Annotated in this window: 16 protein-coding genes and 1 pseudogene; 5 read left to right on the top strand and 12 right to left on the bottom strand. The window is 42.2% G+C overall.

What is annotated here, in order from left to right:
- Positions 1-122 precede the first annotated feature (122 nt).
- The gene (locus tag J3U64_RS03650; RefSeq protein WP_267408313.1) at positions 123-1,814 is read right to left on the bottom strand and encodes a glutamine--tRNA ligase/YqeY domain fusion protein; all 1,692 of its coding nucleotides are present in this window, start codon (positions 1,812-1,814) and stop codon (positions 123-125) included.
- Between the two features lie 956 nt (positions 1,815-2,770).
- Between J3U64_RS03650 and J3U64_RS03655 the strand changes: the two genes are divergently transcribed.
- The gene (locus J3U64_RS03655) at positions 2,771-3,253 is read left to right on the top strand and encodes a hypothetical protein (protein ID WP_267408314.1); all 483 of its coding nucleotides are present in this window, start codon (positions 2,771-2,773) and stop codon (positions 3,251-3,253) included.
- 1,987 nt (positions 3,254-5,240) lie between these two features.
- On the opposite strand, the gene mqo is transcribed toward J3U64_RS03655, so the two are convergent.
- Together mqo and J3U64_RS03665 are read right to left on the bottom strand one after the other, a co-directional pair.
- Positions 5,241-6,764 carry a malate dehydrogenase (quinone) gene (gene mqo, locus J3U64_RS03660; protein WP_267408315.1) on the bottom strand — a complete coding sequence of 508 codons (1,524 nt, stop codon included), beginning with the start codon at positions 6,762-6,764 and terminating at the stop codon, positions 5,241-5,243.
- Between the two features lie 385 nt (positions 6,765-7,149).
- The gene (locus J3U64_RS03665) at positions 7,150-7,593 is read right to left on the bottom strand and encodes a hypothetical protein (protein ID WP_267408316.1); all 444 of its coding nucleotides are present in this window, start codon (positions 7,591-7,593) and stop codon (positions 7,150-7,152) included.
- A 3-nt stretch (positions 7,594-7,596) separates the two neighbouring features.
- Between J3U64_RS03665 and J3U64_RS03670 the strand changes: the two genes are divergently transcribed.
- Positions 7,597-7,719, top strand: a complete 123-nt coding sequence (locus tag J3U64_RS03670) for a hypothetical protein (RefSeq protein ID WP_267408317.1) — start codon at positions 7,597-7,599, stop codon at positions 7,717-7,719.
- Positions 7,720-7,787: 68 nt separating this feature from the next.
- On the opposite strand, the gene uvrB is transcribed toward J3U64_RS03670, so the two are convergent.
- Complete coding sequence (uvrB, locus tag J3U64_RS03675; RefSeq protein WP_100139657.1) at positions 7,788-9,815, bottom strand: excinuclease ABC subunit UvrB; 2,028 nt, start codon at positions 9,813-9,815, stop codon at positions 7,788-7,790.
- Positions 9,816-10,304: 489 nt separating this feature from the next.
- Here uvrB and J3U64_RS03680 point away from each other — a divergent pair, with 489 nt between their 5' ends.
- Entirely contained in the window at positions 10,305-10,631 is a 327-nt protein-coding gene (locus J3U64_RS03680; RefSeq protein WP_267408318.1) for a P-loop NTPase fold protein, read from the top strand.
- Between the two features lie 238 nt (positions 10,632-10,869).
- Positions 10,870-11,735 (top strand): annotated as a pseudogene (locus tag J3U64_RS03685) (P-loop NTPase fold protein).
- A gap of 257 nt (positions 11,736-11,992) precedes the next feature.
- Here J3U64_RS03685 and J3U64_RS03690 read toward each other — a convergent pair.
- The 8 genes from J3U64_RS03690 to J3U64_RS03725 form a co-directional block, all read right to left on the bottom strand.
- Entirely contained in the window at positions 11,993-12,544 is a 552-nt protein-coding gene (locus tag J3U64_RS03690) for a hypothetical protein (protein WP_100152170.1), read from the bottom strand.
- A gap of 419 nt (positions 12,545-12,963) precedes the next feature.
- Entirely contained in the window at positions 12,964-13,788 is an 825-nt protein-coding gene (locus tag J3U64_RS03695) for an amidohydrolase family protein (RefSeq protein ID WP_267408319.1), read from the bottom strand.
- Positions 13,789-13,809: 21 nt separating this feature from the next.
- Positions 13,810-15,078 carry an MFS transporter gene (locus tag J3U64_RS03700; protein WP_267391457.1) on the bottom strand — a complete coding sequence of 423 codons (1,269 nt, stop codon included), beginning with the start codon at positions 15,076-15,078 and terminating at the stop codon, positions 13,810-13,812.
- A 1,572-nt stretch (positions 15,079-16,650) separates the two neighbouring features.
- Positions 16,651-17,568 (bottom strand): lysine exporter LysO family protein, encoded by a 918-nt coding sequence (locus tag J3U64_RS03705; RefSeq protein WP_267391458.1) that lies wholly within the window; start codon positions 17,566-17,568, stop codon positions 16,651-16,653.
- 111 nt (positions 17,569-17,679) lie between these two features.
- On the bottom strand, positions 17,680-18,456 hold the full coding sequence (locus J3U64_RS03710) for a ferredoxin--NADP reductase (protein ID WP_267391459.1): 777 nt from the start codon (positions 18,454-18,456) through the stop codon (positions 17,680-17,682).
- A gap of 265 nt (positions 18,457-18,721) precedes the next feature.
- The gene (gene secA, locus J3U64_RS03715) at positions 18,722-21,397 is read right to left on the bottom strand and encodes a preprotein translocase subunit SecA (protein ID WP_267408320.1); all 2,676 of its coding nucleotides are present in this window, start codon (positions 21,395-21,397) and stop codon (positions 18,722-18,724) included.
- 758 nt (positions 21,398-22,155) lie between these two features.
- Positions 22,156-22,572, bottom strand: a complete 417-nt coding sequence (locus J3U64_RS03720) for a DciA family protein (protein ID WP_267408321.1) — start codon at positions 22,570-22,572, stop codon at positions 22,156-22,158.
- 11 nt (positions 22,573-22,583) lie between these two features.
- Positions 22,584-22,880, bottom strand: coding sequence for a MerR family transcriptional regulator (locus J3U64_RS03725; RefSeq protein ID WP_100139646.1), 297 nt, complete (start codon positions 22,878-22,880; stop codon positions 22,584-22,586).
- 158 nt (positions 22,881-23,038) lie between these two features.
- Between J3U64_RS03725 and J3U64_RS03730 the strand changes: the two genes are divergently transcribed.
- The gene (locus J3U64_RS03730; RefSeq protein ID WP_267408322.1) at positions 23,039-23,683 is read left to right on the top strand and encodes a cysteine hydrolase; all 645 of its coding nucleotides are present in this window, start codon (positions 23,039-23,041) and stop codon (positions 23,681-23,683) included.
- The last annotated feature ends 368 nt before the right edge of the window (positions 23,684-24,051 follow it).

Here is a 24,051-nt window from a genome sequence, read left to right on the forward strand (position 1 = left end):
TTAATCAGCAGAACTTACCATTATGCTTATTTTAACAAGCCACCGGCTGCCCGTCCGGCGGATTCTGTTTACCAAAAAGCCGGCCATAACGGCCGGCTATATACACAGGAATACAGGCACAATTATTTTTTTTCTGCCTGTGCCTGCCACGTATCACGTAAAGTAACCGTGCGGTTAAATACCGGATTTTCCGGCGTATGGTCGTAGCGGTCGGTAACAAAATAGCCCAACCGCTCAAACTGATAGCGCGTTTCCGGTGCCAGCGTATTCGCTACTGGTTCGACCAGCGCATCAATTTCCGTTACCGAGGCCGGATTCAGAAATTCAGTAAAATCGCGGTACTGACCATCATCTCCACGTACTGCATCCGGACGCTCCACCGTAAACAGCCGGTCGTAAAGACGTACTTTGGCCGATACCGCATGCTCCGTAGACAGCCAGTGTATTACCCCTTTCACCTTACGCCCTTGCGGCTTGGCAGCCAGCGTTTCGTGATCGATGGAACACTTCAGCGACACCACCCGGCCGGATGAATCCTGCACCACTTCCTCACATTTAATCACATAGCTGTATCGCAGACGCACCTCGCCACCCGGTGTGAGCCTCTGCCAGCCTTTAGGCGGGTCTAACGCAAAATCATCGGCTTCGATATAAATGGTTTTGCTCAGCGGCATCAGACGCTCACCCATCTCTGGATGATGTGGATGGTATGGCGCTTCACGGCTTTGTGTCACTGCCTCATCAAAATTAATAAGCTCCACTTTAATCGGGTTTAACACCGCAATCATTCGTGGCGCTACACTTTCCAGATCTTCTCGAATGGCTCCTTCGAGCACACTCATATCTACTACATTTTCACTTTTAGAAATTCCCACCCGCTTAGCAAACAGGCGCAGCCCTTCGGGAGTATAGCCGCGACGACGCATACCAGAAATAGTAGGCATACGCGGGTCGTCCCACCCAGACACATGATCCTGCACTACCAGCTGATTGAGCTTGCGCTTGGACGTAATCGAATATAACAACTCCAGCCGCGAAAACTCATACTGATGGGGTTGATGGGCAATAGCAATGTTTTCCACCACCCAGTCGTACAGTGGCCGATGGGATTCGAATTCCAGCGTACACAACGAATGGGTAATATTTTCAATCGCATCTGAAATCGCATGCGTGTAATCATACATCGGGTAAATCACCCACTTATCACCAGTACGGTGATGATGCACGCGGCGGATACGGTAAATCACTGGGTCGCGCAGATTGATATTGCCTGCCGCCATATCGATTTTCAACCGCAGCGTTTTACTGCCGTCTGGAAACTCACCGTCACGCATGCGCGCAAACAAATCCAGATTTTCCTCAACAGAACGTTCGCGATATGGGCTGTTTCTGCCTGGCTCAGTTAACGTACCGCGGTACTGGCGCATTTCCTCCGCATCCAGATCATCCACATACGCTTTACCATCCTGAATCAGCGCCACTGCGTAATCATACAGACGCTCGAAATAATCAGAAGCATAATGTTCCTCATGCCACTGAAAGCCCAGCCACTGCACATCTTCTTTAATCGAGCGCACATACTCATCCGATTCTTTCTCAGGATTCGTATCATCAAAGCGCAGATTGCACAAACCATCATAAATATAAGCCAGACCAAAATTCAAACAAATGGATTTGGCGTGGCCAACATGCAAATAACCATTCGGCTCCGGAGGAAAACGCGTAATCACCTGCTGGCACTTGCCGCTTTGCAGGTCTTCCTCAATGATAGAACGGATAAAATGATTATCGGCAAACTGATCTTTATTAAGCATAGCTATTCTGAATATGTGCAAAGGCATTCACAGCAGACCGGCTGAAAATACCAACCAAAAGGTAATAATTATATACCCAATTTATATAAGCAATATACAATTATACTAAATAAAAAAAGCATTAAGTATTTTAGTAATAGTCTGGCAAATACTAAACCAAATTAACCGAAATACAAACAAAATTTTACTTTAACACCCGTAATCAGCTTACTTAAGCTCTTCAAATAGCATTTTTACCTCAGTCAGCATCCGGCTAATCAAACGGATAGCAGAGCAACCAGCTACAGGAAAACATGCCATAGCAAATGTCACCCCTATTTTTCAGCACGTAGCACCTTCTATTTAGTCCAAGTGCAGCTATAAAAGTAGCCTATGCCGAAATAACTCTTTTTTAGCCCCGTGCCGCAGCACCCAAAATTTACCCCTGCATACATACTAATAATTATCACAAAGCTTTACAGCCGCCACGCCAGCAGTTTCCGGCTTCAAGCCGATAGCCTTAAGCACAAGCACCGCAGTTGCACGTAAGTAAATCCACATTCCTGACCGCTGTATCGTCCTTTTTCCAAATGCCGGCCAGTACCTACACCAGAAACACCTCAATCAGCCTGCAGCTAACCCTACCAATAAATAAAGTATAGACCTACTTGTCCAACTGCACACAATGCCAACACAAATTTCATATACCATACCGAGCATAGAACAAAAGTTTAATGTAAAATACTAACGCTATGTTTTAGTAACTAAATCTTACTTACATCCACGCTGCTTCAGCACAACAACAAACTGCTAAAAATACTGGGCTCCCTGCAATTTATCGCTTCAAAACGAAGCCTATAAATTGGTGGTTACAGCATAAGGACGGCAATTAATTCAATTAAAGCAGCACTGTGCCACGCTTTTCGCATCCAATGCGAGTAAGAAACAACATCAGGCACAGCATCAAAGGACAAAACATGGGAACAACAGACAACATCAGCAAGCTAAAGCCACAGCCCGAACAACAGCAACACAAAATCGGCAACCAACAGGCATCAATTAATCACCACGCTGCTGCCGATAAGCATAGCGTAGCCTCATCATCGCCCTCTCATTCACTGCTGAGCCGAGTCTGCCATTATTACTTCCATCCAGCAGCAACCATCCGCAGAAAAAACCGTATCAAAACAATTCAAATTACTGCCAAAACCGCATTATTACTCAGCATTGCCCTCATCATCTTTGCTTCAGTTCGAAATATCATCCGCCTTAAAAATACCAACCCTGGTCACACCATATTCACCATTCCGCCTGCCGGTGTGCGCAAACCCTTCCCCTTTACCGTGCAAAACTTCCGTGCCTTATTTAACGCTCTCAATAGTGAGAAAAACATTATCAGCAGCCAGCCGGTTCCGCACCAACAACAAAACGCACTAAAACAGCACCGCACAGAAAACTAAACCATTCACCTACGCCACGGCATATCATTCTGACTTTGCGAGGTAGCTTTACGCCGGTGCCACAAGGTCGGCTCATGCTGGTGCTGGTGGCAATACCGCCACATAATCAGCATACATTGCAGTCTAATTCGAAGCTGCCGGCAGCTTGCCTTGCTGTAGTAATTCCTCTATATGCCGGTATAATCATCTGTGCGATGTTTTCGCCCTCTTTCTTGATGGCTTCGAGCTTGGCTTAATTGTGCCGATAATCGGCCATGGATTTAAGACTCTGTCGTGGCGCGCATAGCTTTTAACTTTTGGCAAATAGCTTAGAATGCATCGGTGTATTTCTACCCTCTTAATAGTACTGTAGGTAATGAAAATCTGATTACAAGCCAGAAAATGCACGGTGATATTTTTTACCCTGCCAAAATCATCGCTGGCAGATGGTGATGAGGGCGGTAAGGTAAACATCAGCTAAATATTTTTTAGCATATGGCATAATATAACCATTTCTTTTTTATTATTAATCTTAATAAATTTAAATACTTATCTACCACTCTCAATACAGTAGCGCGACCCATGATGTATACACGACCATGCTTCTGCCCCCATTTTTCTCACAGATAAAAAGAACCAAGGGTGAATGCACATTTATTTTTTACCGATTTCGTAAGCATCCCCATTTCTGGCACCCTGTATTCAGTTGTCGTTGATTGGATCACTGTACATATTTTCACAATCGTATACGAGTGCTTTTACAGAGCCCGCTTTGGATTAGTTTTTGCCGAAGGTTATTAAGATAATAGGTCTGAAGCCGAATTGTAAGAGATGATAGCCGGAACTGCCGATAATATGCTGGTTAACCTGATAAATAATAATATATTTGCATAATTCATACAAAATATCTATTTCTATATTCTAGAAAATTTGAAAAAGAGTTATCTATAATATAGAAATTGATTACTTTAGTTCTTTTATTTACTTTAAAAACTATATAGCATATAATTCTTAATTATATTCGATACTTTTATTTGTAATTTATCCATTAAGATATATTTTGATAAATAGAAGCTAAAGCAAAGCCACGGGATTAATTATACCAATATCATTAATACACTATAATCTACTTAAAAAGAGTGATATTGGCAATGTACACAATAAAACGCCACTGCATGGATATCAATGCAATGGCGTTGGGGCGAAGTCAGCGTTAATGAAACGCTGTATTGAGATTACTGCTAATTCAGCAAACTTAGCAATACTTTTTTTATTATTTCAATCTTTTGTGGTGAAAGTGTCTGTCTCCGCTTAGGCAAATAAGTGTCAATCAAAAATGCCGGAATGCATGTTTTCGAGATGAAATCCATGCAGGTATCTAACCATCAATTTATGGCTTTCTTCTATTAAATTTCAACCTTTGTTGCCAATATAAATTTTTCTGACGATGCTGAGGAGAAATTTGCTAAGCCTGGCCGGCTAAATGCCATCAAGAGTGAGTTGCTTACACATTCCATTCTTATACACTACTCGCTTGTTGCTGATATTATCTTAGCCTGCTTCACTTGCCTTTTTGTGCCACTAACTAATAAGTATGGTTTACCCTTTCTGATACCTTTACCTTTTACAATTTCTGTATGTTTTCTAGAATTCTATGACTTTTGATTTTTTAATTTTTCTAATCACGTTAATACAAGTCAGATCCTAGTTGCCACGTGCCTAGCTAACACAAATATTGTTATGGCCAATTTCCTCAATGCAGGGCGATGCGGACACGCTAAATATAATAGTAAAACCAACTTTTACTAATCATTTCCTCCCCTTAATACGGTGGAAAACTTTTCGGGATTAAAGACGTCGAAGCACTAAAACTTAAAGTAGCTGCTTCGTTAGAGGCATGCAAAAAATTTGGTAGTCAGCGCTGCTGTGATGGAATGTATGAGGGTTACAGATGAAAAAAAAACCAAATTCTTAGAATTTGGTCAGGTAGTTTATGGCAACGTTATTATTATGAATGGACAGGCTGAGTGGGTGTGTGTCTGTCAGGGATATGCAGACCTAGCGACTTGAGGGTCCAGTCGCGGATGCGCTGTACAAGCTCGGGATTGTGTTCGAGTTTCTGGCCATAGCTAGGTATCCATTTATGTAGGGTCGCAGACCAATCGCCAGCCACTTGAGCGGGAAAGCAGTGTTCAAGTAACTCAAGCATAATGGATACAGAAGTGGAGGCTCCGGGGGAGGCTCCTAAAAGAGCGGCAAGAGTGCCATCGGCAGATTTTACCAGTTCAGTGCCAAACTGAAGCACACCACCCTTATGTGGATCGTTTTTAATTACCTGCACACGATTACCGGCGATGGCAAGCTGCCAGTCTTCATCTCGAGCTTCAGGATAGAATGTGCGTAATTCTTTCATGCGGTCGGCAAAGCTTAATCTCACTTGTTGGATGAGATAGTGTTCGAGGCCGAGGTTGTGCATGCCAACGGTGAGCATAGGACGAATATTGGCAAAGTTGAGGGTTTTGAATAGATCTTTGAAGGAACCACGTTTGAGGAATTTGGTGGTAAAGCCGGCAAAAGGGCCGAAAAGTAAGGCTTCTTCGCCATTAATCACGCGTTTATCCAGATGTGGCACACTCATAGGTGGAGCACCGACGGAGGCTTTGCCATAGACTTTGGCATTATGGCGGCGGACGATTTCAGGGTTTTTACACACTAGCCATTGTCCGGATACAGGAAAGCCGCCGTAGCCCTTGCTGACATTGATTTGGCTTTTCTGCAGCAAACGCAAGGAACCACCACCAGCACCGATAAATACAAAACGAGCAGATATCTGCTGACGGGTATTGGTAGAGAGGTCTCTGATATCAAGCAACCAGCGGCCACTTTCCTGCCGGAGGTCAATAATTTCGTGCTGAAGATGCAGGTGACAACCGTGTTCGGTAAGGTTGTTGATTAAGAGGCGGCTTAAAGAGCCATAGTTTACGTCGGTACCAAGGTCTGACCAAGTGACGGCAACGGGCTCACTGTTGTCCCGTCCTTGCATCATAAGGGGTACCCACTGGCTGATTTGTTGTTTGTCTTCGGTGTAGAGCATGTCCTGAAACAGACGGTATTGTTGCAGGGCATGGTAGCGTTTGCGTAGGAAATCTACATCCTTTTCACCGCGCACGAGACTCATGTGAGGAACGCTGCGGATGAATTCGCTAGGGTCAGAAATCATGCCGGCGTCAACAAGTGAGGCCCAAAACTGTTTGGACAGCTCGAACTGCTCGATGATTTTGATGGCTTTGGATACTTCAACTGTGCCGTCTTTTAGCTCAGGTGTATAGTTGAGTTCGCACAGGGCTGAGTGGCCGGTACCGGCATTATTCCATGCATCGGAACTTTCGGCGGCTACATCGGCAAGGCGTTCGTAGATGTTTATCTGCCAGTCTGGCTGTAACCCCTTGAGAAATGTTCCCAGTGTTGCGCTCATGATGCCGGCGCCAATGAGTACGACGTCTGCTGAGCTATCGCATTTGGTGTTTTTCATAACGCAAACTCTTCTCTCTTCTCTTCAGGTTGTTCTGATAAGTGTTTATCTGGAAGTTAGCACAAAGAAGTATTCACTATTGGTGTGATTTATGTGTTTTTGACTTAAATCATTGACAATAATAAGTGCTTAATTTAAGCACTTTTACTTGTCCTCAGCAATAGTAAATTTAGTTCTGGCGCGGCTATGCCGGTTTTGCAACGATTAGCTGGTTGATTATTTTGCTGTTTGACGATTGTTATGATGACGATGAAATTTTTTGATAACAGCAGGTGATGGCTACACCAGCTTAGGAACGGGAGCCGATTATGTGTATGATGATATTGAAGATTTGCGATAACAGCCGGCTGTAATGGCGAGAGTGCAGATGATTACAGCCTGATAACTAATGTTTTTTTGCTAGTATTTTTACATTGGCAAAGCATAGTGCACTAAGTCCGGCCGCCAGTGCATTGAGGAGCAGGGGCAACCAGTCTAGCGGCCAGACAAACAGCCAGTTCTGTATCAGGGCAGTAAACAAAGCGGTGCCGGCGGCTACGGCACTGATGATGAGACGTGGCAGGTGGTGGCTGAGGTAGCTACTGAGGATGGCAGACAGAAGTGAGGGTAGAAAGGCAAACAGCATGCAGCCGCAGAGTAATATTAGGATAAGGCGAAAATCGTTGTGGTTGAGCAGGTTGACGGGATGCAGTGGCAGCTCGCTACTTACTCGCCATATGAAGAGGATGGAGCAAAATATTGCGGTACACACTACGCTGGCGGCGGTTTGCAGAAGCAGCGCGGGAAGTCTGGCCAGAGCCAGCAAGCGCTGGCGATGCGAGAGCTGCATAGTATGGCTCCAGTATGGTGTGCCGGTGCTGGGCGGCAGCGGCCGGCACGTATAGAGATAGCTAGGTTAGTATATACCTGTGGCGCTAAGGGCGGAAATTTTATGCTCCGAGTACGGCCGGCTTAGTATTTTTTGGGCAGCGCCAACCACTATTGGATGGCAATACACCGGCCGATACCGGAAACATTTGTCATTCAGGTGTCACTGGCGCCGAAGAGCAGGTTTTCTTTGATGGCGCGAATTTTGTCACGTATCTGGGCTGCTTCTTCAAACTGTAAGTCACGGGCGGCTGCCTGCATGGCTTTTTCGAGTTTAGCAATCTCTTTAACCGCATCGTCTTCGGTATGGATTTCGCCAACTTTGAGTTTACTACGGCCTCGGCCTTTGCCGCCGTTTTCGTCGTGATACACACCATCGATAAGGTCACGTACCTGTTTTTTTATCTGCTGTGGTACGATACCGTGTTCAGTATTGAATTGTATCTGGCGGGCACGTCGGCGCTCAGTTTCGTCTATCGCCGCTTTCATAGAGTCGGTGATTTTGTCGGCGTATAGAATGGCTTTGCCGTTGACGTTACGCGCGGCACGGCCAATGGTCTGAATCAGACTGCGGTGGCTACGCAGGAAGCCTTCCTTGTCGGCATCGAGTATGGCCACCAGTGAAACTTCGGGAATATCCAGCCCCTCACGTAGCAGGTTGATGCCGACGAGTACATCGAATAATCCAAGTCGCAGGTCGCGGATGATTTCGACGCGCTCAACAGTATCAATGTCGCTGTGCAAGTAGCGAACTTTAACGCCTAACTCAGCGTAGTAATCGGTAAGCTGCTCGGCCATGCGTTTAGTCAGAGTGGTGACAAGTACGCGCTCACCTTTTTCACGGCGAATGTTAATTTCTGAAAGTAAATCATCTACCTGCGTGGCCACAGGGCGAATGATGATTTCTGGGTCAACAAGACCTGTGGGGCGCACCACCTGTTCGACCACCTGCCCTGCGTGCTCTTCTTCGTATTTCGCCGGTGTGGCGGAAACAAAAATAGTCTGTGGCATCACGCGCTCGAATTCGTGAAACTTCAATGGGCGGTTGTCTCGTGCCGAAGGCAAGCGGAAACCATAATCGACCAGATTTTGCTTGCGCGAAGCATCACCCTTATACATGCCACCAATCTGGCTGACGGTGACATGGCTCTCGTCGATAAACATCAGTGCGTTTTTGGGAAGATAGTCCATCAAAGTGGGTGGCGGTTCGCCTTCAGGTTTGCCGGAAAAATGGCGAGAATAGTTTTCAATACCCTTGCAGAAACCCATTTCGTACAGCATTTCCAAATCAAAGCGCGTACGCTGCTCTATGCGCTGGGCTTCAACCAGCCGCCCCTCGTGGGTAAACCATTTGATGCGGTCGCCCAGCTCCTCTTTGATGTGTTCACAGGCACGCAGTACCGTATCACGTGGGGTGACATAGTGGCTGGATGGGAATACCGTATAGCGGCCGACACGCTGTTGCAAGCTGCCGGATACAGGGTCGAATAATTGCATGCGGTCAACTTCATCATCAAACAGACTTACGCGCAGTGCCAGCTCGGAGCTTTCGGCCGGATAAATATCAATCACGTCACCACGTACACGAAAAGAACCACGCGCAAAGTCGATGTCGCCGCGTTCATATTGCATCGCTACCAGTCGCGCTATGATGTCGCGCTGGTCGATTTTCTGACCTTCTTTAAGGTGCAGAATCATCTGATGGTATTCATTGGGGTCGCCAATACCGTAAATAGCAGACACAGTGGCAACTATCACAACATCCTGCCGCTGCATCAGGCTTTTAGTGGCGCTCAGGCGCATCTGTTCGATGTGTTCATTGATGGCCGAATCTTTTTCGATAAATAAGTCGCGGCTGGGAACATAGGCTTCTGGCTGATAGTAATCATAGTAGGAGACGAAATATTCAACGGCGTTTTCAGGAAAAAATTCGCGCATCTCTGCGTACAACTGGGCGGCCAGTGTTTTGTTGTGCGCCATGATGATGGCCGGACGGCCACTACGTGCGATAACGTTAGCCATGGTAAAGGTTTTACCTGAGCCGGTTACCCCAAGCAGAGTCTGGCTGGATAAACCATCATCCAGCCCTTCCAGCAATCCCTCAATTGCCGTTGGCTGGTCGCCAGCCGGTGGAAACGGCTGGTGCAATTTGAATACACTACCGGGATACTGAATCACATCCATATATCTGCTACCTGAAAATAAATTCATCCAAAAAATTGACACTGCTCATAACGGCTAAAAACCGCAGTGCGCGGTTTAATCTACACATAAGGCCATCTATAGCAAAAAGCAAGCAGCCACAGGGGATTTATAACGCAATCGGGCATTTCAGCAACGGCCGTGACCAGACTTTACTATTCATAATAATTTTCTTACAAATCATCTTATTAGATGGAACTAATACTCTCAACTGAAATGCAAGGCCTGTTGTTCTGCTTATCGCTACTACTAGCAAAGCTAATTGCAACAAGCCGCTGGAATTTAGTGGCCGAATACAGTGCTGATTCGATATTTTATGCCTATCTGACTGTTAAAATATTTATATTGCGCTAATGTGCTGCACCTATGCAATGATATCGGACTTGTATACAACATAAACAGTTATAATCTAGACAAAATCAGAGTAAACCAAGTGGCCGCTAACAAATTGGCTACAGGGGATAAGCTGAAATGAGTGAAAACAGCCTGAAAAAATGTGTACCTATCGAAATTCCAGATGATAATCCGTTTCAGAACGATGTACTGAACAGAAAAGACAATATTGAAATTCTCACCAAGTTTATCACCAGCTTTGAACAATCAATTGTGCTGTGTATTGATGGCGGCTGGGGGCAAGGCAAAACCACTTTTATCAGGATGTGGGAAAAATATTTGCATCAGCAATCTATTCCGACTATTTATTTCAATGCCTGGGAAAGTGATTACACTGATGATGCACTGATTGCTTTGATTGGGGAGATTGGTTTATCAATTGAAAATTTGTCTGGAAAAAAATAAGGAAAAAGGCAATGATTTTTTAAATACGTTAAAGAACAAATCAATCTATTTGGTAAAAGATGCTTCTGCGAAAGACTGGCTGGCAATTGGTTCAGCAATAGGAAGCTTTTTTACGAATGGACGAATTAAAGCGGATAAAATTGTAGATTTTACAAACAATTTGGGTGCTTGCTTAGCCAAAAAGCAAATTGAAAAATACGAAAAATCAAAACAGATTTTAAATGAATTTAAAGAAAATTTGAGTAAACTGGCAGAATGCCATTCTCCTAGCAATGAAATGAAACCATTGATAATCTTTATTGATGAGCTGGATCGCTGCCCCCCAATTTTGCAATTGAAGTACTGGAAAAAGCCAAACATTTGTTTAATGTGGACAATATTATTTTTGTACTGGCCACAGATAAAAGCCAGCTAGCGCATTCCATTCGGGCAGTATATGGGCAAGGACTGGATGTAAATGGCTATCTGCGCCGGTTTATTGATTTTGATTATTTATTACCAATACCAAATAAAAATAAATTTATTAATACTTTACTGGAAAAATTATCACTCAACGACATTGTAGATGTAATATTTTACAGTGGCGTTACAATAAGAGTATTTATTTGGGATTTTATTTATTTATATCAATTAACATTAAGAGAAATAGAAGCATTTTGTAATATTTTGAATATCGTAGCAAGATCTCATAATCGTTTTCGTACAAATGAACTTATTCTAGTCTTCTTTTTCATTATTATAAAAATAAAAGTTCCAGATATTTATAAAACTTATAATAATCTAGATAGTGAAGATAATGATAATATGATTATTTTTATAAATAATGTCTTAGAAAATATCGATTCAAATTATACTTTGGTAGATAAAAACCGTTTGAATTTTTTTGAGTATTTAGGATGCTTACTTTTGAGCATTTTTAGTTCTGACTCAGTAGAAATACTCACACCAACCATAACTGATTACTTGAAAAAATTTAACCTTGATGAGGAAAAAATAAAAATTATACATAATTGTTTACGTAAAAGTAAAACTGAAGAAATTGGTATTTCCACTTTGCAAGAAATTAAAAAAGCAATTGAAATTTCAACGAATTTCAGCTTTTGAACTTATTCTTGATAAAATTTCATTTTAAGAATTAGAAATTCAACATTGTGTAGCGTCTGCAAGGCTCTAAAGATGTACAAAATAAGGATCTGTTTAGACTTAGCCTAAAAGCCGATTGTATTTGTATCTTTGAGTGAAGACTCCATCATTGTCGCAGCGACCAACCTACCCCGCTGCCAGCACCGGTATCGGATATTGGATTAATGCTTTCCATTTATTAATAAAATAATCAGCCGCCTATTTAGCGGCTGGATATATTATTTAGTGGCTTTGCGTTTTGAATAATCAATGGCTTTATAGTAATCTGAGCCGCTATTACCTTCCGGATGTTTTTTCACTCTGGCAAGGCAATCGTTAATTACTGATTCATCATACATACGATAATCTTTATCAGTCAAACCACCATTCATTGCTTTCTTTTTCATTTTTTTAGCGATGTTGATTAATTCCTGTCTCGTCATCAATCCGGTAAGATTGTAAATTCTGTTTCGAGCAATCTCATTTTCTAGCCCGTTTCTTTTAATCATAGTAAATTGTTGTAGATTTTTATTGAGCAGGTACTCATCAGGTGTGCCTTTTAAAAAGGCTTTTTCAATTTCTGTACCCACTACTCTATCAGCATCCGCCAGCGATCTTTGCCCTCTGTAAGCCATATTATATTGATTATAGGTTGTTGATAAAACCGTTTCCAAGGTTATGCATTGTGCAGGTAAGTCTTCGATGTTAGAGGAATCATAGCTATATCCTTTAGCAAATACGCCCGAACACAGCCCAAATAATAATGCAGAAGCTAAAATGTATTTTTTCATAAGTGAATATTCCTAATTTATATGAGTGGATTAAGCCATACTTTCTTTATACAGCCTGCAATATATGCTTCGCAATTATAAAATTTCAGAACTTTTGCTCTGATTTAACCCATCGCATAAATTTAATCCAACAGCCAAAATTAATATATAAACAATTTTGCTACTGTTCATAACCATTTCTGTTATAACAACCAAAAGTGTCTAATATTTGTTCAATTTATACATCAAAACTTATAACAAACCAGTCTTCTAATATGTTCTGAATCATTTTCCGAATAAGGGAAACTTATCGCCACTTGTTTGCAGAATTGGTCTAAATGATAAAGGGTTGCTTCAGCATAACAAAACAGAGATTTTTGCTAACATTGCGCCCAGAAATATATTTAGCATAAAAGAAGTTGTATCAATCTGAACTTGGTTTAAACAAATTTAAAAAACTTAGCCGGAGTGTCCCACAATACGGCCTGTGCCAGTGTTTCATCCTGTAACAACATATTCAGCTGTGTAGTCAGATATTCAGGATTAATCTGCTGTTCATACTGAGTATGCGGCCAGTCACTGCCCCACATCAGGCGCTCACGGCCAAGGTTTTCCACAAGCTTAGGTACAGTATCGGCTAAAAATTTATGACCCTCGTCCGCATGAGCACAGGTGCGGTAAACCGCAGAGATTTTGCACCACACCAGCCCACTGTGCCCCCATTCTAATAGCTGCTGAAAACCGTAATCACGGCTATGATTAAAATCTGATGGCCGGCCGAAATGGTCAATTACCACATTGATCTGCTTTCTAAGCAGTGGCACCAGAATGGAGCTTAGTTTGTTGCTGCGGCAATGAACTTCTACGTGCCAGCTAAGAGATTTGATTTTTTCGAGCAAATCTTGCCATGCAGCAGTATTCAGATCCGGCTGGGTGCCATCGATAACATTAAGACGAATGCCAACGATGCCGCTTCTGTCTAATGCTTCCAATTCGGGCAAGCTGATATCTGGAGTAACACAGGCTACGCCTCTGAGTCTGGGGGCAGCCTGAGCTATCGCTTGCAGCATAAAGCTATTGTCACTACCCAGAAAACTTGGCTGGATTAATACGCCATGGGTGCAGCCGAGCGCATCCAGATGCGCCAGATAAGCAGACAGTGGCGCATTCTGAGCCGGTGTATAGCGCCGGCAAGCCACCATCGGCAAATCCAGTGTAAATACATGTGCATGACTATCTATTCTGCCGATTGTTGGCTGAATCATTTTTTTACCTTATTTAATATACTACTTATCGGAAATCTGACCATCCTGATTGATCTGCTTTAAATCACGGCCTTTGGTTTCCGGCAAGAGCAATACACTGATAACTACAATTGAATAAGCCCAGCTGGCATCAATACCGATTGCGGAACCCAGTGACATAGATGCACTCATGTGACCAACTAGAAACGGAAAGATTGAGGAAAGTATGCGGCCAAAGTTATAACAAAAACCCACGCCGGCACCACGATACTGTTGCGGATAGAGTTCGTTAAACAATGCACCAAGGCTTGAAGGTATACCAGCGGCAAAAAAGCCTAGTGGAAAACCGAGAAACAGCATTTGGGTATTAGTCAATGGTACAAAAAGATAGATGCGAACGGTAATTACACAACAGATGGCAAAGCAAGCTACATTGAAGCGGCGGCCGATTTTGTCGAGCAGTACCGAGCTAGCGATACAGCCACACCAGAATGCAACAATAATTACAGCCAAATAGCCACTAGAATTAAGTACCGAAAGATGGCGCTCTTCTTTAAGAAAGGTTGGCAGCCACGACATAATGGCATGATAGCCGCCATGTGCACCCAGTCCTAGTAAACCACCCAATACCGTGGTGCGAATAAGCTTGGGTGAAAAAATACCGAAGAGTGCATCAGCTAATGGTTGCCTTTCTTCGGTTTTTGATGTTTCGACTGTCTGCTTGACCGGTTCCTCTACATGCCGGCGAACATAAAATATAAGTAACGATGGCAATAGACCCACAGCAAACATAATGCGCCAAGCCATGCTTTCTGGTGCCAGACTAAACACAATGGAAAACAAGATTACGGATAATCCCCATCCCACAGCCCATGCACTTTGTACAATAGCCATTACCTTGCCACGATACTGACTGGAGATAGTTTCAGCCATCAGTACAGCTCCGGCAGCCCATTCTCCCCCAATACCAAAACCCTGTAAGGCTTTGAGTGCTAACAACCAATGGTAGTCGGTTACAAATGCAGCCAGGAATGTAAAAAATGCAAACCACACAATCATGATTTGCAGTGTCCGGACGCGCCCATAGCGGTCGGAAAGAGCTCCAGCAAACCAACCGCCCAAAGCTGAGGTAACTAATGTCGCACTGCTGAGTAATCCGGCCTGCCCTTTGGTAATGGCAAAATAGGCAATTAATGAGGGAATCACCAATCCGAACATCTGATTTTCGAGTGCATCAAGTGCCCAGCCACTGAAACACGCCCAAAAAGTTTTTCTCTCATTTCTTGATACATTTTTATACCACATAAACATGATGGTTCTCTTTCTTTGTCTAGTTTTGAGAATATATCGTTTTGATTAATTTCTTACAGATTAAAGTTTTTTTTAAAACTTTATGCCTTTAATTTACTCTTAACAGCATTTTTAGCCAATAAAAAAGCTTTGTTTATTTGAACTAAAACAAATAGGCAGAATGATTTTTTCGAATCTTTAAAACTCAGTAACTTATTAATCAACTCTTTTCTTACCGTATAGGTTCATCGAAGTTTATTGATTAAATCAGGCTGAGTATCATTCAGATACTATGCAGCGCCTTAAACACGAGCAACGGCAGGTCTAATTCGTGAAGCTGTATTTGTAAATTATGGTTAGGAATAAGCAATTTCATTTAATTTTAATGAAGATATTTCATTTGTTGCAATCTATTTGCGTACATATTTTTATATATCGTTAAAAATTGCGCATATATCGATATATTTGACATAAAATTCTAATTCAAATCATTAATTTAATATTTAATAATATTCACTGTGGCTTTGCTTTCTTCTGGCACTGTTGACTGCCGCTGGAGAATGGTGAAATTTAAATGATATTGCAATAAATCAGGATTGATACCTGTATGTTGTTTCCAAATTTAAGGCAACATTTTTTATTGCGGCCGGAATAGCTAGCCGGATGATATCCGGCAGATTGTTCCTCCTGTCTGGTTGCTGTTCTCCCACAGCTTGTGTTTTCAATTTTTACATTATATTTATTAAATTAAACATTAAAATATTAATACTTAAAATAAGTTTTGTCAAAATAAATGATTTAAAAAAAGGATTTAATTAGTTTTGCTTGAATATAATTCTATAAAATATAATTTCGTAAATTATATATTTATAATATATATTTAGTATTATCAGTTTAAAATACCTTATTAATAATTTTATTATGAATAATCAGAAATATAAAATCTGGATAAATGGTTTGAACTTTGACACAAACATTTAATAAATACCTTCAAGGTAGGTATTAATAATCAATTGCTAATGCAAATTAGAAAATATTTTGAAATTTAATAGAAAGAGTTAAACCTAAACCAGACAAAATTTTCTTTAAAGTTATTTATTTTACTTGTGAATATGATTTAGCTTCTTCCAACAATTAATATCATCTTCAATTCATAAAATTTCTATGTTGGATAAGTGAAGAACATAATTTTTCTAAGTACGGATAGAGTGGTAAAAAACGGGATATAAAACACATTAGTCGTATTGATATAGGCGTAATTTGTTTTGTATTTAAATGTAACATTAACCTAACGATAGATGTCATTTGTAGACAAAAAATTTTGGGTTATGCCATTATTTATGGACTTTAAAATAATCCAAATAATGTTGGGCAAGGACATTGTAATGGATCATATCCATGTAATGCAGTGAACTCAAACAATTTTTTACCGCAACTGATTCATTCTGGCCAGAAACCATTTTGAATATTGATACGGTAATGCGTTATTTTCTGGTATATACACGCTTGATAAACATAATAACTATTTTTTAGATAAAAAAAATGAGACGGCTATTTTGGTCAATCGCACAGCTAAACAACAAAATTTTTACACTAAAAATTCAGCGAAGAAAAAAACACCATTAGCACCGGTGCGGTGAGGTTAACAATAAAGCCGAAGCTGATGGCCAATGGTACAGCGCTGATTCCACCGGAAGCCTGTATCGCGGGCAGGGTAAAATCAAGGCTGGTGGCGCCGCCGATGCTGACGGCTGCAGTAGGATAGCGTCGCATCAGAAGAGGAATAAACAGCAGGGCAAAGAATTCGCGTGCCAGATCATTGAACATGGCAATGCTGCCCCACACGGCTCCATAGGATTTACTCATAATAATGCTGGAAAGCGAATACCAGCCATATCCACTACTCAGTGCCAGCCCTTTGCTAATGGATACGTTTGGCATCAACAGTGCAAACAGCAGACCGCCAAGCAGACTGGCCAGTGTGAACAAAACGGCACAAATCACACCACGGCGATTCAGAAATACTTGTCGCAAGGTAATACCGCAACTACGCAACTGCATTCCCACCAGCAGCAATAGAATAATCAGTGCCTTGTTGACAGCAGCCTGCGGATTGCCTAACCAGCTAAAAGAAAAAAAGTGGCCGGCGGTCAACCCGAGCAGCAGACAGGCTACCTGTTTTAAGCTACCCATAATGCTGATATCACCAGACTGGGTGGCGGTCTGCTGCCGTTGCAGATGCCACGGGTAACGGCGGTCAAACCAGATAAACAGCAGTAGATTGGTACTTATAAGGCAGACAAATAATACTGCTACGGTAAAGCTGATGACGGCCAGCTCGGCGCCTAGATTGGGCACTTGTGCCAGTGACAGACCAATCAAAAATAAAATCAAATACACCAGCCATGAGAGTCCGATATTCAGCCAGCTAACGGCACGCGCAGGCACAGGAATACAAAATCCGGCAAACAGCGGAATCAAGATGATGAACAAAGTAAGCAGATTTTGCATAGTCGCGGTTAAGGTGCAGTTAAATGAGTAGCATGATATGGCTGCCAGACTAAATAAAATCAGCAGCACATTGACTGACAATGGCTGCTGCCGAATTCGTCCGGTTTAGCTTTACTGCTCTACGAATGCGCGCTCGATTACATAGTCACCGCGCTGCCCCATTTTCGGGGAAATGGATAGCCCGAAGCTATTGAGGGTGTCACAGCAATCTTTGAGCATTTCCGGACTGCCGCAAATCATAGCTCGGTCGTCGGCGGAATTGATCGGCGGTAAGCCAATGTCGGTGAAAAGTTTACCTGATTTCATTAAATCAGTTAAGCGCCCATGATGAATGTAGTCTTCACGTGATACCACCGGATAATAAATCAGTTTTTCGCGCACCATCTCACCCAGATATTCGTGATTAGGCAGTTCGGTGGTGAAGTGGTCGTAATAGGCCAAATCTTTCTGGTAGCGTACGCCGTGAATCAGGATAATTTTTTCAAACTGCTCGTAGATATCAGGGTCTTTGGTGACGCTGAGAAACGGTGCTAAACCGGTACCGGTAGAAAGCAAATACAGGTTTTTACCAGGATTGAGATCACCAGCAATCAATGTGCCAGTGGGCTTTTTGCTAACGAGCACTTCATCGCCCGGCTTCAGGTGTTGCAGGCGACTGGTTAATGGGCCATCCTGTACTTTAATACTGAAAAAAGCCAGCTCTTCTTCCCAATTGGCACTGGCAATACTGTAAGCACGCATTAGCGGTTTGCCATCCACCAGCAAACCAATCATGACAAACTGGCCATTCTGAAAACGCAGAGATTCGTCACGGGTACAGGTAAATGTGAAGTATGCATCTGTCCAGTGATGTACGGACAGGACTTTTTGAGTGTTGTAGGCTGCCATTAATAATCCATGATTAAGGAAAGCGGTATTTTTAGCGTAAACCGAAAATACGCCAGCCTGATGTCTGAATAAGCATTTTTGCTGTCGGCGCTGGCGTAAGGTGTGAATTTTAAGACAATTTGATGCGCGGTTCAATGGGTTTTAGAGTAATCACTTTAATCATTTCAGCTGGCAGGAAACATTCAGCACAGGCTTCTGCCAATACAGCAACAGACTGCCAGTTTCCCGACAGCCTATTGTGAATGATGAAATAATTTAGTCGAAATTACAGGCGGCCGTGGCACAATTTATATTTCAGGCCACTGCCACAGGGACAAGGGTCGTTGCGGCGCACAATGATGCCGCGTGCTTCCATGGCTGTGGGGCTGTAATCCTCATCGTCGTCAGTACCGGCTGCAAACATCTGCGGCGGCAGTGTCTCTTCTTCTGCCGGCGCCTGTTCGAAACGCACGGAAATCAGCAATGAGGCTACGGTATTGCGTATGTTGCTCCACATGGCCTGAAACATTTCAAATGCTTCGCGTTTGTATTCTTGTTTGGGGTTTTTCTGGGCGTATCCGCGCAGATGAATCCCTTGCCGCAGGTAATCCATATCGGCCAGATGCTCGCGCCAGCGGTTGTCGATGATTTGCAGCATGATATCGCGTTCGAATCTTCGCATAGTTTCAAGGCCAACCTGTTCGACTTTATAAGCATAATCCTTTTCAACCATGTCTAGCAGGCGCTCACAGATGCTTTCATTGTCGAGGCTATTGTCTTCTTTTAGCCAGTCGTTGATGGAAACTTCGATGTGGAAATCGCTGGCCAGTTTGTGCTCCAGTCCAGCAATATCCCATTGCTCTTCCATGCTATCGGGCGGGATAAAGCTGTCTACCGTTTCCACAATAGCATCGTGACGAATTTCCTGCATCAGGCCGTCGATATCGTTGCTAGCCAGTATTTCAGCACGCTGATGGTAAATTACTTTACGCTGGTCGTTGGCAACGTCGTCGTACTCCAGTACTTGCTTACGCATGTCGAAATTACGGTTTTCCACTTTACGCTGGGCACCTTCAATCTGGCGGGTCAGCATGCCAGCTTCTATGGCAACGCCACGTTCGGGCGCGAGGCGATTCAGAATGGCCGTGGCACGTTCTAAGGCAAACAGGCGTAGCAGCGGGTCTTCAAATGAAAGATAAAAACGGCTCGAACCTGCATCACCCTGACGGCCGGCGCGGCCACGCAACTGGTTGTCGATACGGCGGCTTTCATGGCGTTCAGTACCAATGATGTGCAACCCGCCTGCGGCTATTACAGCATCGTGATCGCGCTGCCATTGTTCCTGTAGTTTGGCAATTTTTTCTGCTTTGGCAGCTTCACTGAGACTCTCGTCGTCCTGAATGGCATCGATTTGCGGCTTGATGTTGCCGCCAAGTACGATATCGGTACCGCGGCCTGCCATGTTGGTGGCAACGGTAATCATGCCTGGGCGGCCGGCCTGTGCAATGATGTCGGCTTCGCGGGCATGCTCTTTGGCATTGAGCACATTGTGCTGCAAATGCTCTTTATCCAATAATGCGGAAACCAGCTCGGAGTTTTCGATACTGGTGGTACCGACCAGTATGGGCTGGCCTTTGGCGTGGCGTTCTTTGATATCAGCCACTACAGCTTCGAACTTCTCTTCGATGGAACGGTAAATCTGGTCGTTCAGGTCTTTGCGTATCATCGGGCGATTTGGCGGGATGATGACGGTTTCAAGACCATAAATATTCTGGAATTCAAATGCTTCGGTATCAGCAGTACCGGTCATGCCGGCTAGTTTGTCGTACAGGCGGAAGAAATTCTGGAAAGTAATGGAAGCCAGTGTCTGGTTTTCTTTATTGATTTCCACACCTTCTTTGGCTTCTACTGCCTGATGAAGACCATCAGACCAGCGCCGGCCGGCCATCAGACGGCCGGTAAACTCGTCTACAATCACTACTTCACCATCCTGCACCACGTAATGCTGGTCGCGCTGGTATAAGGTATAGGCGCGCAAGGCAGCCATCAGATGGTGCATCAGCATGATGTTGGTAGTGGAGTAAAGGGAATCGCCCTCTTTTAACAATCCCATTTTGGTGAGAATCTGTTCGGCGTGCTCATGCCCCTGATCGCTGAGAATGACCTGTCTACCTTTTTCGTCTACCCAGTAATCGCCCTCGCCTTCTTCGGTCTTCTGGGCGATTAGTTGCGGCGGTATCTGGTTCATTACCTGATATAGAGTGACGTTATCATCGGCCTGACCGGAAATAATTAGTGGAGTACGTGCTTCGTCAATTAGGATGGAATCGACTTCGTCGACTACAGCGTATGAGAGCTCACGCTGTACTTTTTCGCTCAAGTCGCTGACCATATTGTCGCGGAGATAATCAAAGCCGTATTCGTTGTTGGTACCGTAGGTAATATCAGCCTGATAAGCGGCTTTTTTATCTTCATGGTCCATGTTGCTGATAATGATGCCAACAGACATGCCAAGGAATTCATACAGCGGACGCATGATGCCGGCGTCACGAGCGGCCAAATAATCGTTGACTGTAACGACGTGCACGCCTTTGCCAGCCAGAGCATTAAGATACACAGCTGTGGTGGCCACCAGTGTTTTACCTTCACCGGTTCGCATTTCGGCAATTTTGCCGTGATGCAGCACCATGCCGCCAATCAGCTGCACATCAAAGTGGCGCATGCCAAGTACGCGCCGGCTAGCCTCACGACAAACGGCAAAGGCTTCTACCAGCAGGTGGTCCAGTTTTTCGCCATCGGCCAGACGTTGTTTGAATTCAGCTGTTTTAGCCTGTAGTTCAGTATCACTAAGTGCCTGAATGGTTGGTTCAACGGCATTGATTTTGGATACTTCTTTACGATATTGTTTCAAAAGCCGGTCGTTGCGGCTTCCGAGAATTTTTTTTGCCAGGTTCTTCAACATAAATCAATAGTCCGGCACCTAAAGGGCGCAGTAAAAAGTAAGCATGAAATAGGGAATTTTAACACAAGCCTCTGTGCTACTGTGCGGCTGATTGCATGCCTGTGTCAATTATGCGTAATATGTGACCAGCTGGCTAATACAGGCTGTGTTTTCTGCGGCTTAATATAATGGTGAATCCGCTTTTTCCAAGTTTTGCTGCTACAGAAATGAATCTATTATGTGTTATGGGGGGCGCATGGCTTTGTTGTCGGCTGGTTTTTTATTTCACTTAAATGGCATATAAATTAAATTTTCTGCAACTAATAAAGAGAATATTTTAGATGTTAACATTTGATTCTTTGTTTATATTTGCGCCAATGAAATGGAAATATCGTAAACAAAATCTGAATGGCTCGCTGGTATGTTTTCAATTACATATGTACCGGATTTCCCGATAAGCTAAAATGAAATTTTGAAAAGCAGCATAATCGGGATATATTTTTATGAATATAAAATATTTTAATATATAATACAGTAAATGCTTGTTATAAAAATTTTTTTTGAATATTCCTCCTGATGCTGTAGTGGATTTTCATTAAAACGTAATAAATGTAAACCATGTTTTCAAGCTAGACAAATTAAATTTAGAATTTGAATTTATATTTTCGAATAATATTTATTTGGCTAGAATTAATATTTCATTTAAATATCGAAGCAATGATTTCTAATGAGTAGTCGGAAATCTCTACAAATCCGAATTTGCGATACAGTTGGCTGGCTTAAATATTTTTTTCACTCAGACGGCGTAAGGCAGCCGCCAGTTCGGGATGATGGGCTAAGGTCTGAGCAGAGCGTGACAATGCACTGCGCGCCTCTGGACCCAAACTAGCTTGTTTAACTACTTCAGGCTTTAAATCTGGTGGCTGTACTTTAACTTTTACTGATTCAACCGTGCCATCAATCAATTGTAATTGTGGTAATAATGCCGGTAATACCATGCGTAATCGAGAAGCGGCCATGCTGTTATAGGCGATGACGACCAAACATCCATCGCGCACACAAGCTACATTAAAGTGCGGTCTCATGGTGGCAGGCAATTCTTGCTTGAGACAGTTTGTCAAACGTTGCCAGTGTGTAGACTGTGCCAACAACTGTTGAAGTTGCTTATTTTTTTGGCCAAAATGGTTCAGATTCATAGCAGTCACTGTCAAGATTGAATTGATTTCAAAGAGTTCATTGTAGATTCAATCATTTCCATACGTTTAACAACTTTTAAGTTAGCTGTCTCTAATGTATAGCCTTCATCTATCAGCTCTTTAATCAAAAGCATTTTTTTTATATTGATATAATTATATCTTCTATTTTTTCCTTCACCATTTGTAAGACTGGTTACTATACCTTTGTCCTCCCAGTAACGGATTTGCCGTGTTGGAATTCCTGTTATCTGAGACACCTCACCAATACCCACAATAAGTGTTTCTAAAAATTTATCATCAAATGCCATATTACAACCTTATTTGGAATTTATTTGCAATGATTGTAAATAAATTGCAAAAATAAATTTATTCTGTAAAATAGTATACCTGTATAAAAATTAAATACCAAATTGCAATGTAATCAGCTGATTATCCTGTACTAACCGCTAATTTTCAGAGACATAATATGACAAAAGCAAATTTAACCACATTGAAATCAAAGACAGATGATGTAAAAAAATCTGCATTGGTTCTTATCGAATGCCAAAATGAATGGCTTCACCCAACAGGCCATTTATATCAGAGCTTTAAAGATAAAGATTTATTTGAAGATTCAATCAAAAATATTGAATCAGCTTTGGTCTATGCAAGACAGATTAAGATGCCAATTATTCATTGTGGTTTAAGATTTCAAAAGGGATATCCAGAATTAGCCAATGGAAAAACAGGCTTGAGATGTGCCATTAGTCACTATGGTACATTTCCTATTGACACTTTTAATTCACAATTTTATGAAACTTTAGCACCAATAAATGATGAATTTATTGTAATGGGAAGAACTGGATCAAGTGGATTTGCTGGTTCCAATTTGGATGTTTACCTTAGAAACAATAATATAGAAACACTTTATTTAGTAGGATATGCTACTAATGTTTGTGTGGAATCAACTTTCCGTGAAGCTCAAGACAAAGGCTATCTTCCAGTCATTATTAGTGATGCAACTGGAACATTTGATAGAATTCAACAAGATCATATGCTGAAGTATACAGTTCCCCATTATGGTGAATCAATAACGACTAGCGAATTTGAGCGGCTATATGACTATAGCTAATTTTTAATTTAAATTTAAATAAATTCAATAGTTTATAGAACAACCTGTTTAGCTATTCTGATGATTGGGATAGCTAAATCACATTCTTCAAATTTATTCTAAATATTAACTAACAGTTTAAATCAACTGGTAAAAGGTATTTTAATTTATAATAAAATGAATGTAGGATCCAAATTTATCGCTTTAGCTAAAAAAAATCAGCATTTATAATTTTTTTTATTAAATTCAATTAATTAAATATATTAAAAAAACAACCGGATCACAGTGTAGAAATTTTTGATTTTAGCTTGATAATGTTTAAAAAAGAATTTAATTTTTTCAACCTTTTACCATTTGTATACTGGTCTAAATATTACCATGCAAAAAAA

Origin of the sequence: Snodgrassella sp. B3800 (assembly GCF_026535865.1) — a bacterium.
GTDB lineage: Bacteria > Pseudomonadota > Gammaproteobacteria > Burkholderiales > Neisseriaceae > Snodgrassella > Snodgrassella alvi_E.

Coding starts and splice junctions, on each gene's coding strand:
- J3U64_RS03650 (WP_267408313.1), bottom strand. CDS start 1,814: ATGCTTAATAAAGATCAGTTTGCCGATAATCATTTTATCCGTTCTATC.
- J3U64_RS03655 (WP_267408314.1), top strand. CDS start 2,771: ATGGGAACAACAGACAACATCAGCAAGCTAAAGCCACAGCCCGAACAA.
- mqo (WP_267408315.1), bottom strand. CDS start 6,764: ATGAAAAACACCAAATGCGATAGCTCAGCAGACGTCGTACTCATTGGC.
- J3U64_RS03665 (WP_267408316.1), bottom strand. CDS start 7,593: ATGCAGCTCTCGCATCGCCAGCGCTTGCTGGCTCTGGCCAGACTTCCC.
- J3U64_RS03670 (WP_267408317.1), top strand. CDS start 7,597: ATGGCTCCAGTATGGTGTGCCGGTGCTGGGCGGCAGCGGCCGGCACGT.
- uvrB (WP_100139657.1), bottom strand. CDS start 9,815: ATGGATGTGATTCAGTATCCCGGTAGTGTATTCAAATTGCACCAGCCG.
- J3U64_RS03680 (WP_267408318.1), top strand. CDS start 10,305: ATGAGTGAAAACAGCCTGAAAAAATGTGTACCTATCGAAATTCCAGAT.
- J3U64_RS03690 (WP_100152170.1), bottom strand. CDS start 12,544: ATGAAAAAATACATTTTAGCTTCTGCATTATTATTTGGGCTGTGTTCG.
- J3U64_RS03695 (WP_267408319.1), bottom strand. CDS start 13,788: ATGATTCAGCCAACAATCGGCAGAATAGATAGTCATGCACATGTATTT.
- J3U64_RS03700 (WP_267391457.1), bottom strand. CDS start 15,078: ATGTTTATGTGGTATAAAAATGTATCAAGAAATGAGAGAAAAACTTTT.
- J3U64_RS03705 (WP_267391458.1), bottom strand. CDS start 17,568: ATGCAAAATCTGCTTACTTTGTTCATCATCTTGATTCCGCTGTTTGCC.
- J3U64_RS03710 (WP_267391459.1), bottom strand. CDS start 18,456: ATGGCAGCCTACAACACTCAAAAAGTCCTGTCCGTACATCACTGGACA.
- secA (WP_267408320.1), bottom strand. CDS start 21,397: ATGTTGAAGAACCTGGCAAAAAAAATTCTCGGAAGCCGCAACGACCGG.
- J3U64_RS03720 (WP_267408321.1), bottom strand. CDS start 22,572: ATGAATCTGAACCATTTTGGCCAAAAAAATAAGCAACTTCAACAGTTG.
- J3U64_RS03725 (WP_100139646.1), bottom strand. CDS start 22,880: ATGGCATTTGATGATAAATTTTTAGAAACACTTATTGTGGGTATTGGT.
- J3U64_RS03730 (WP_267408322.1), top strand. CDS start 23,039: ATGACAAAAGCAAATTTAACCACATTGAAATCAAAGACAGATGATGTA.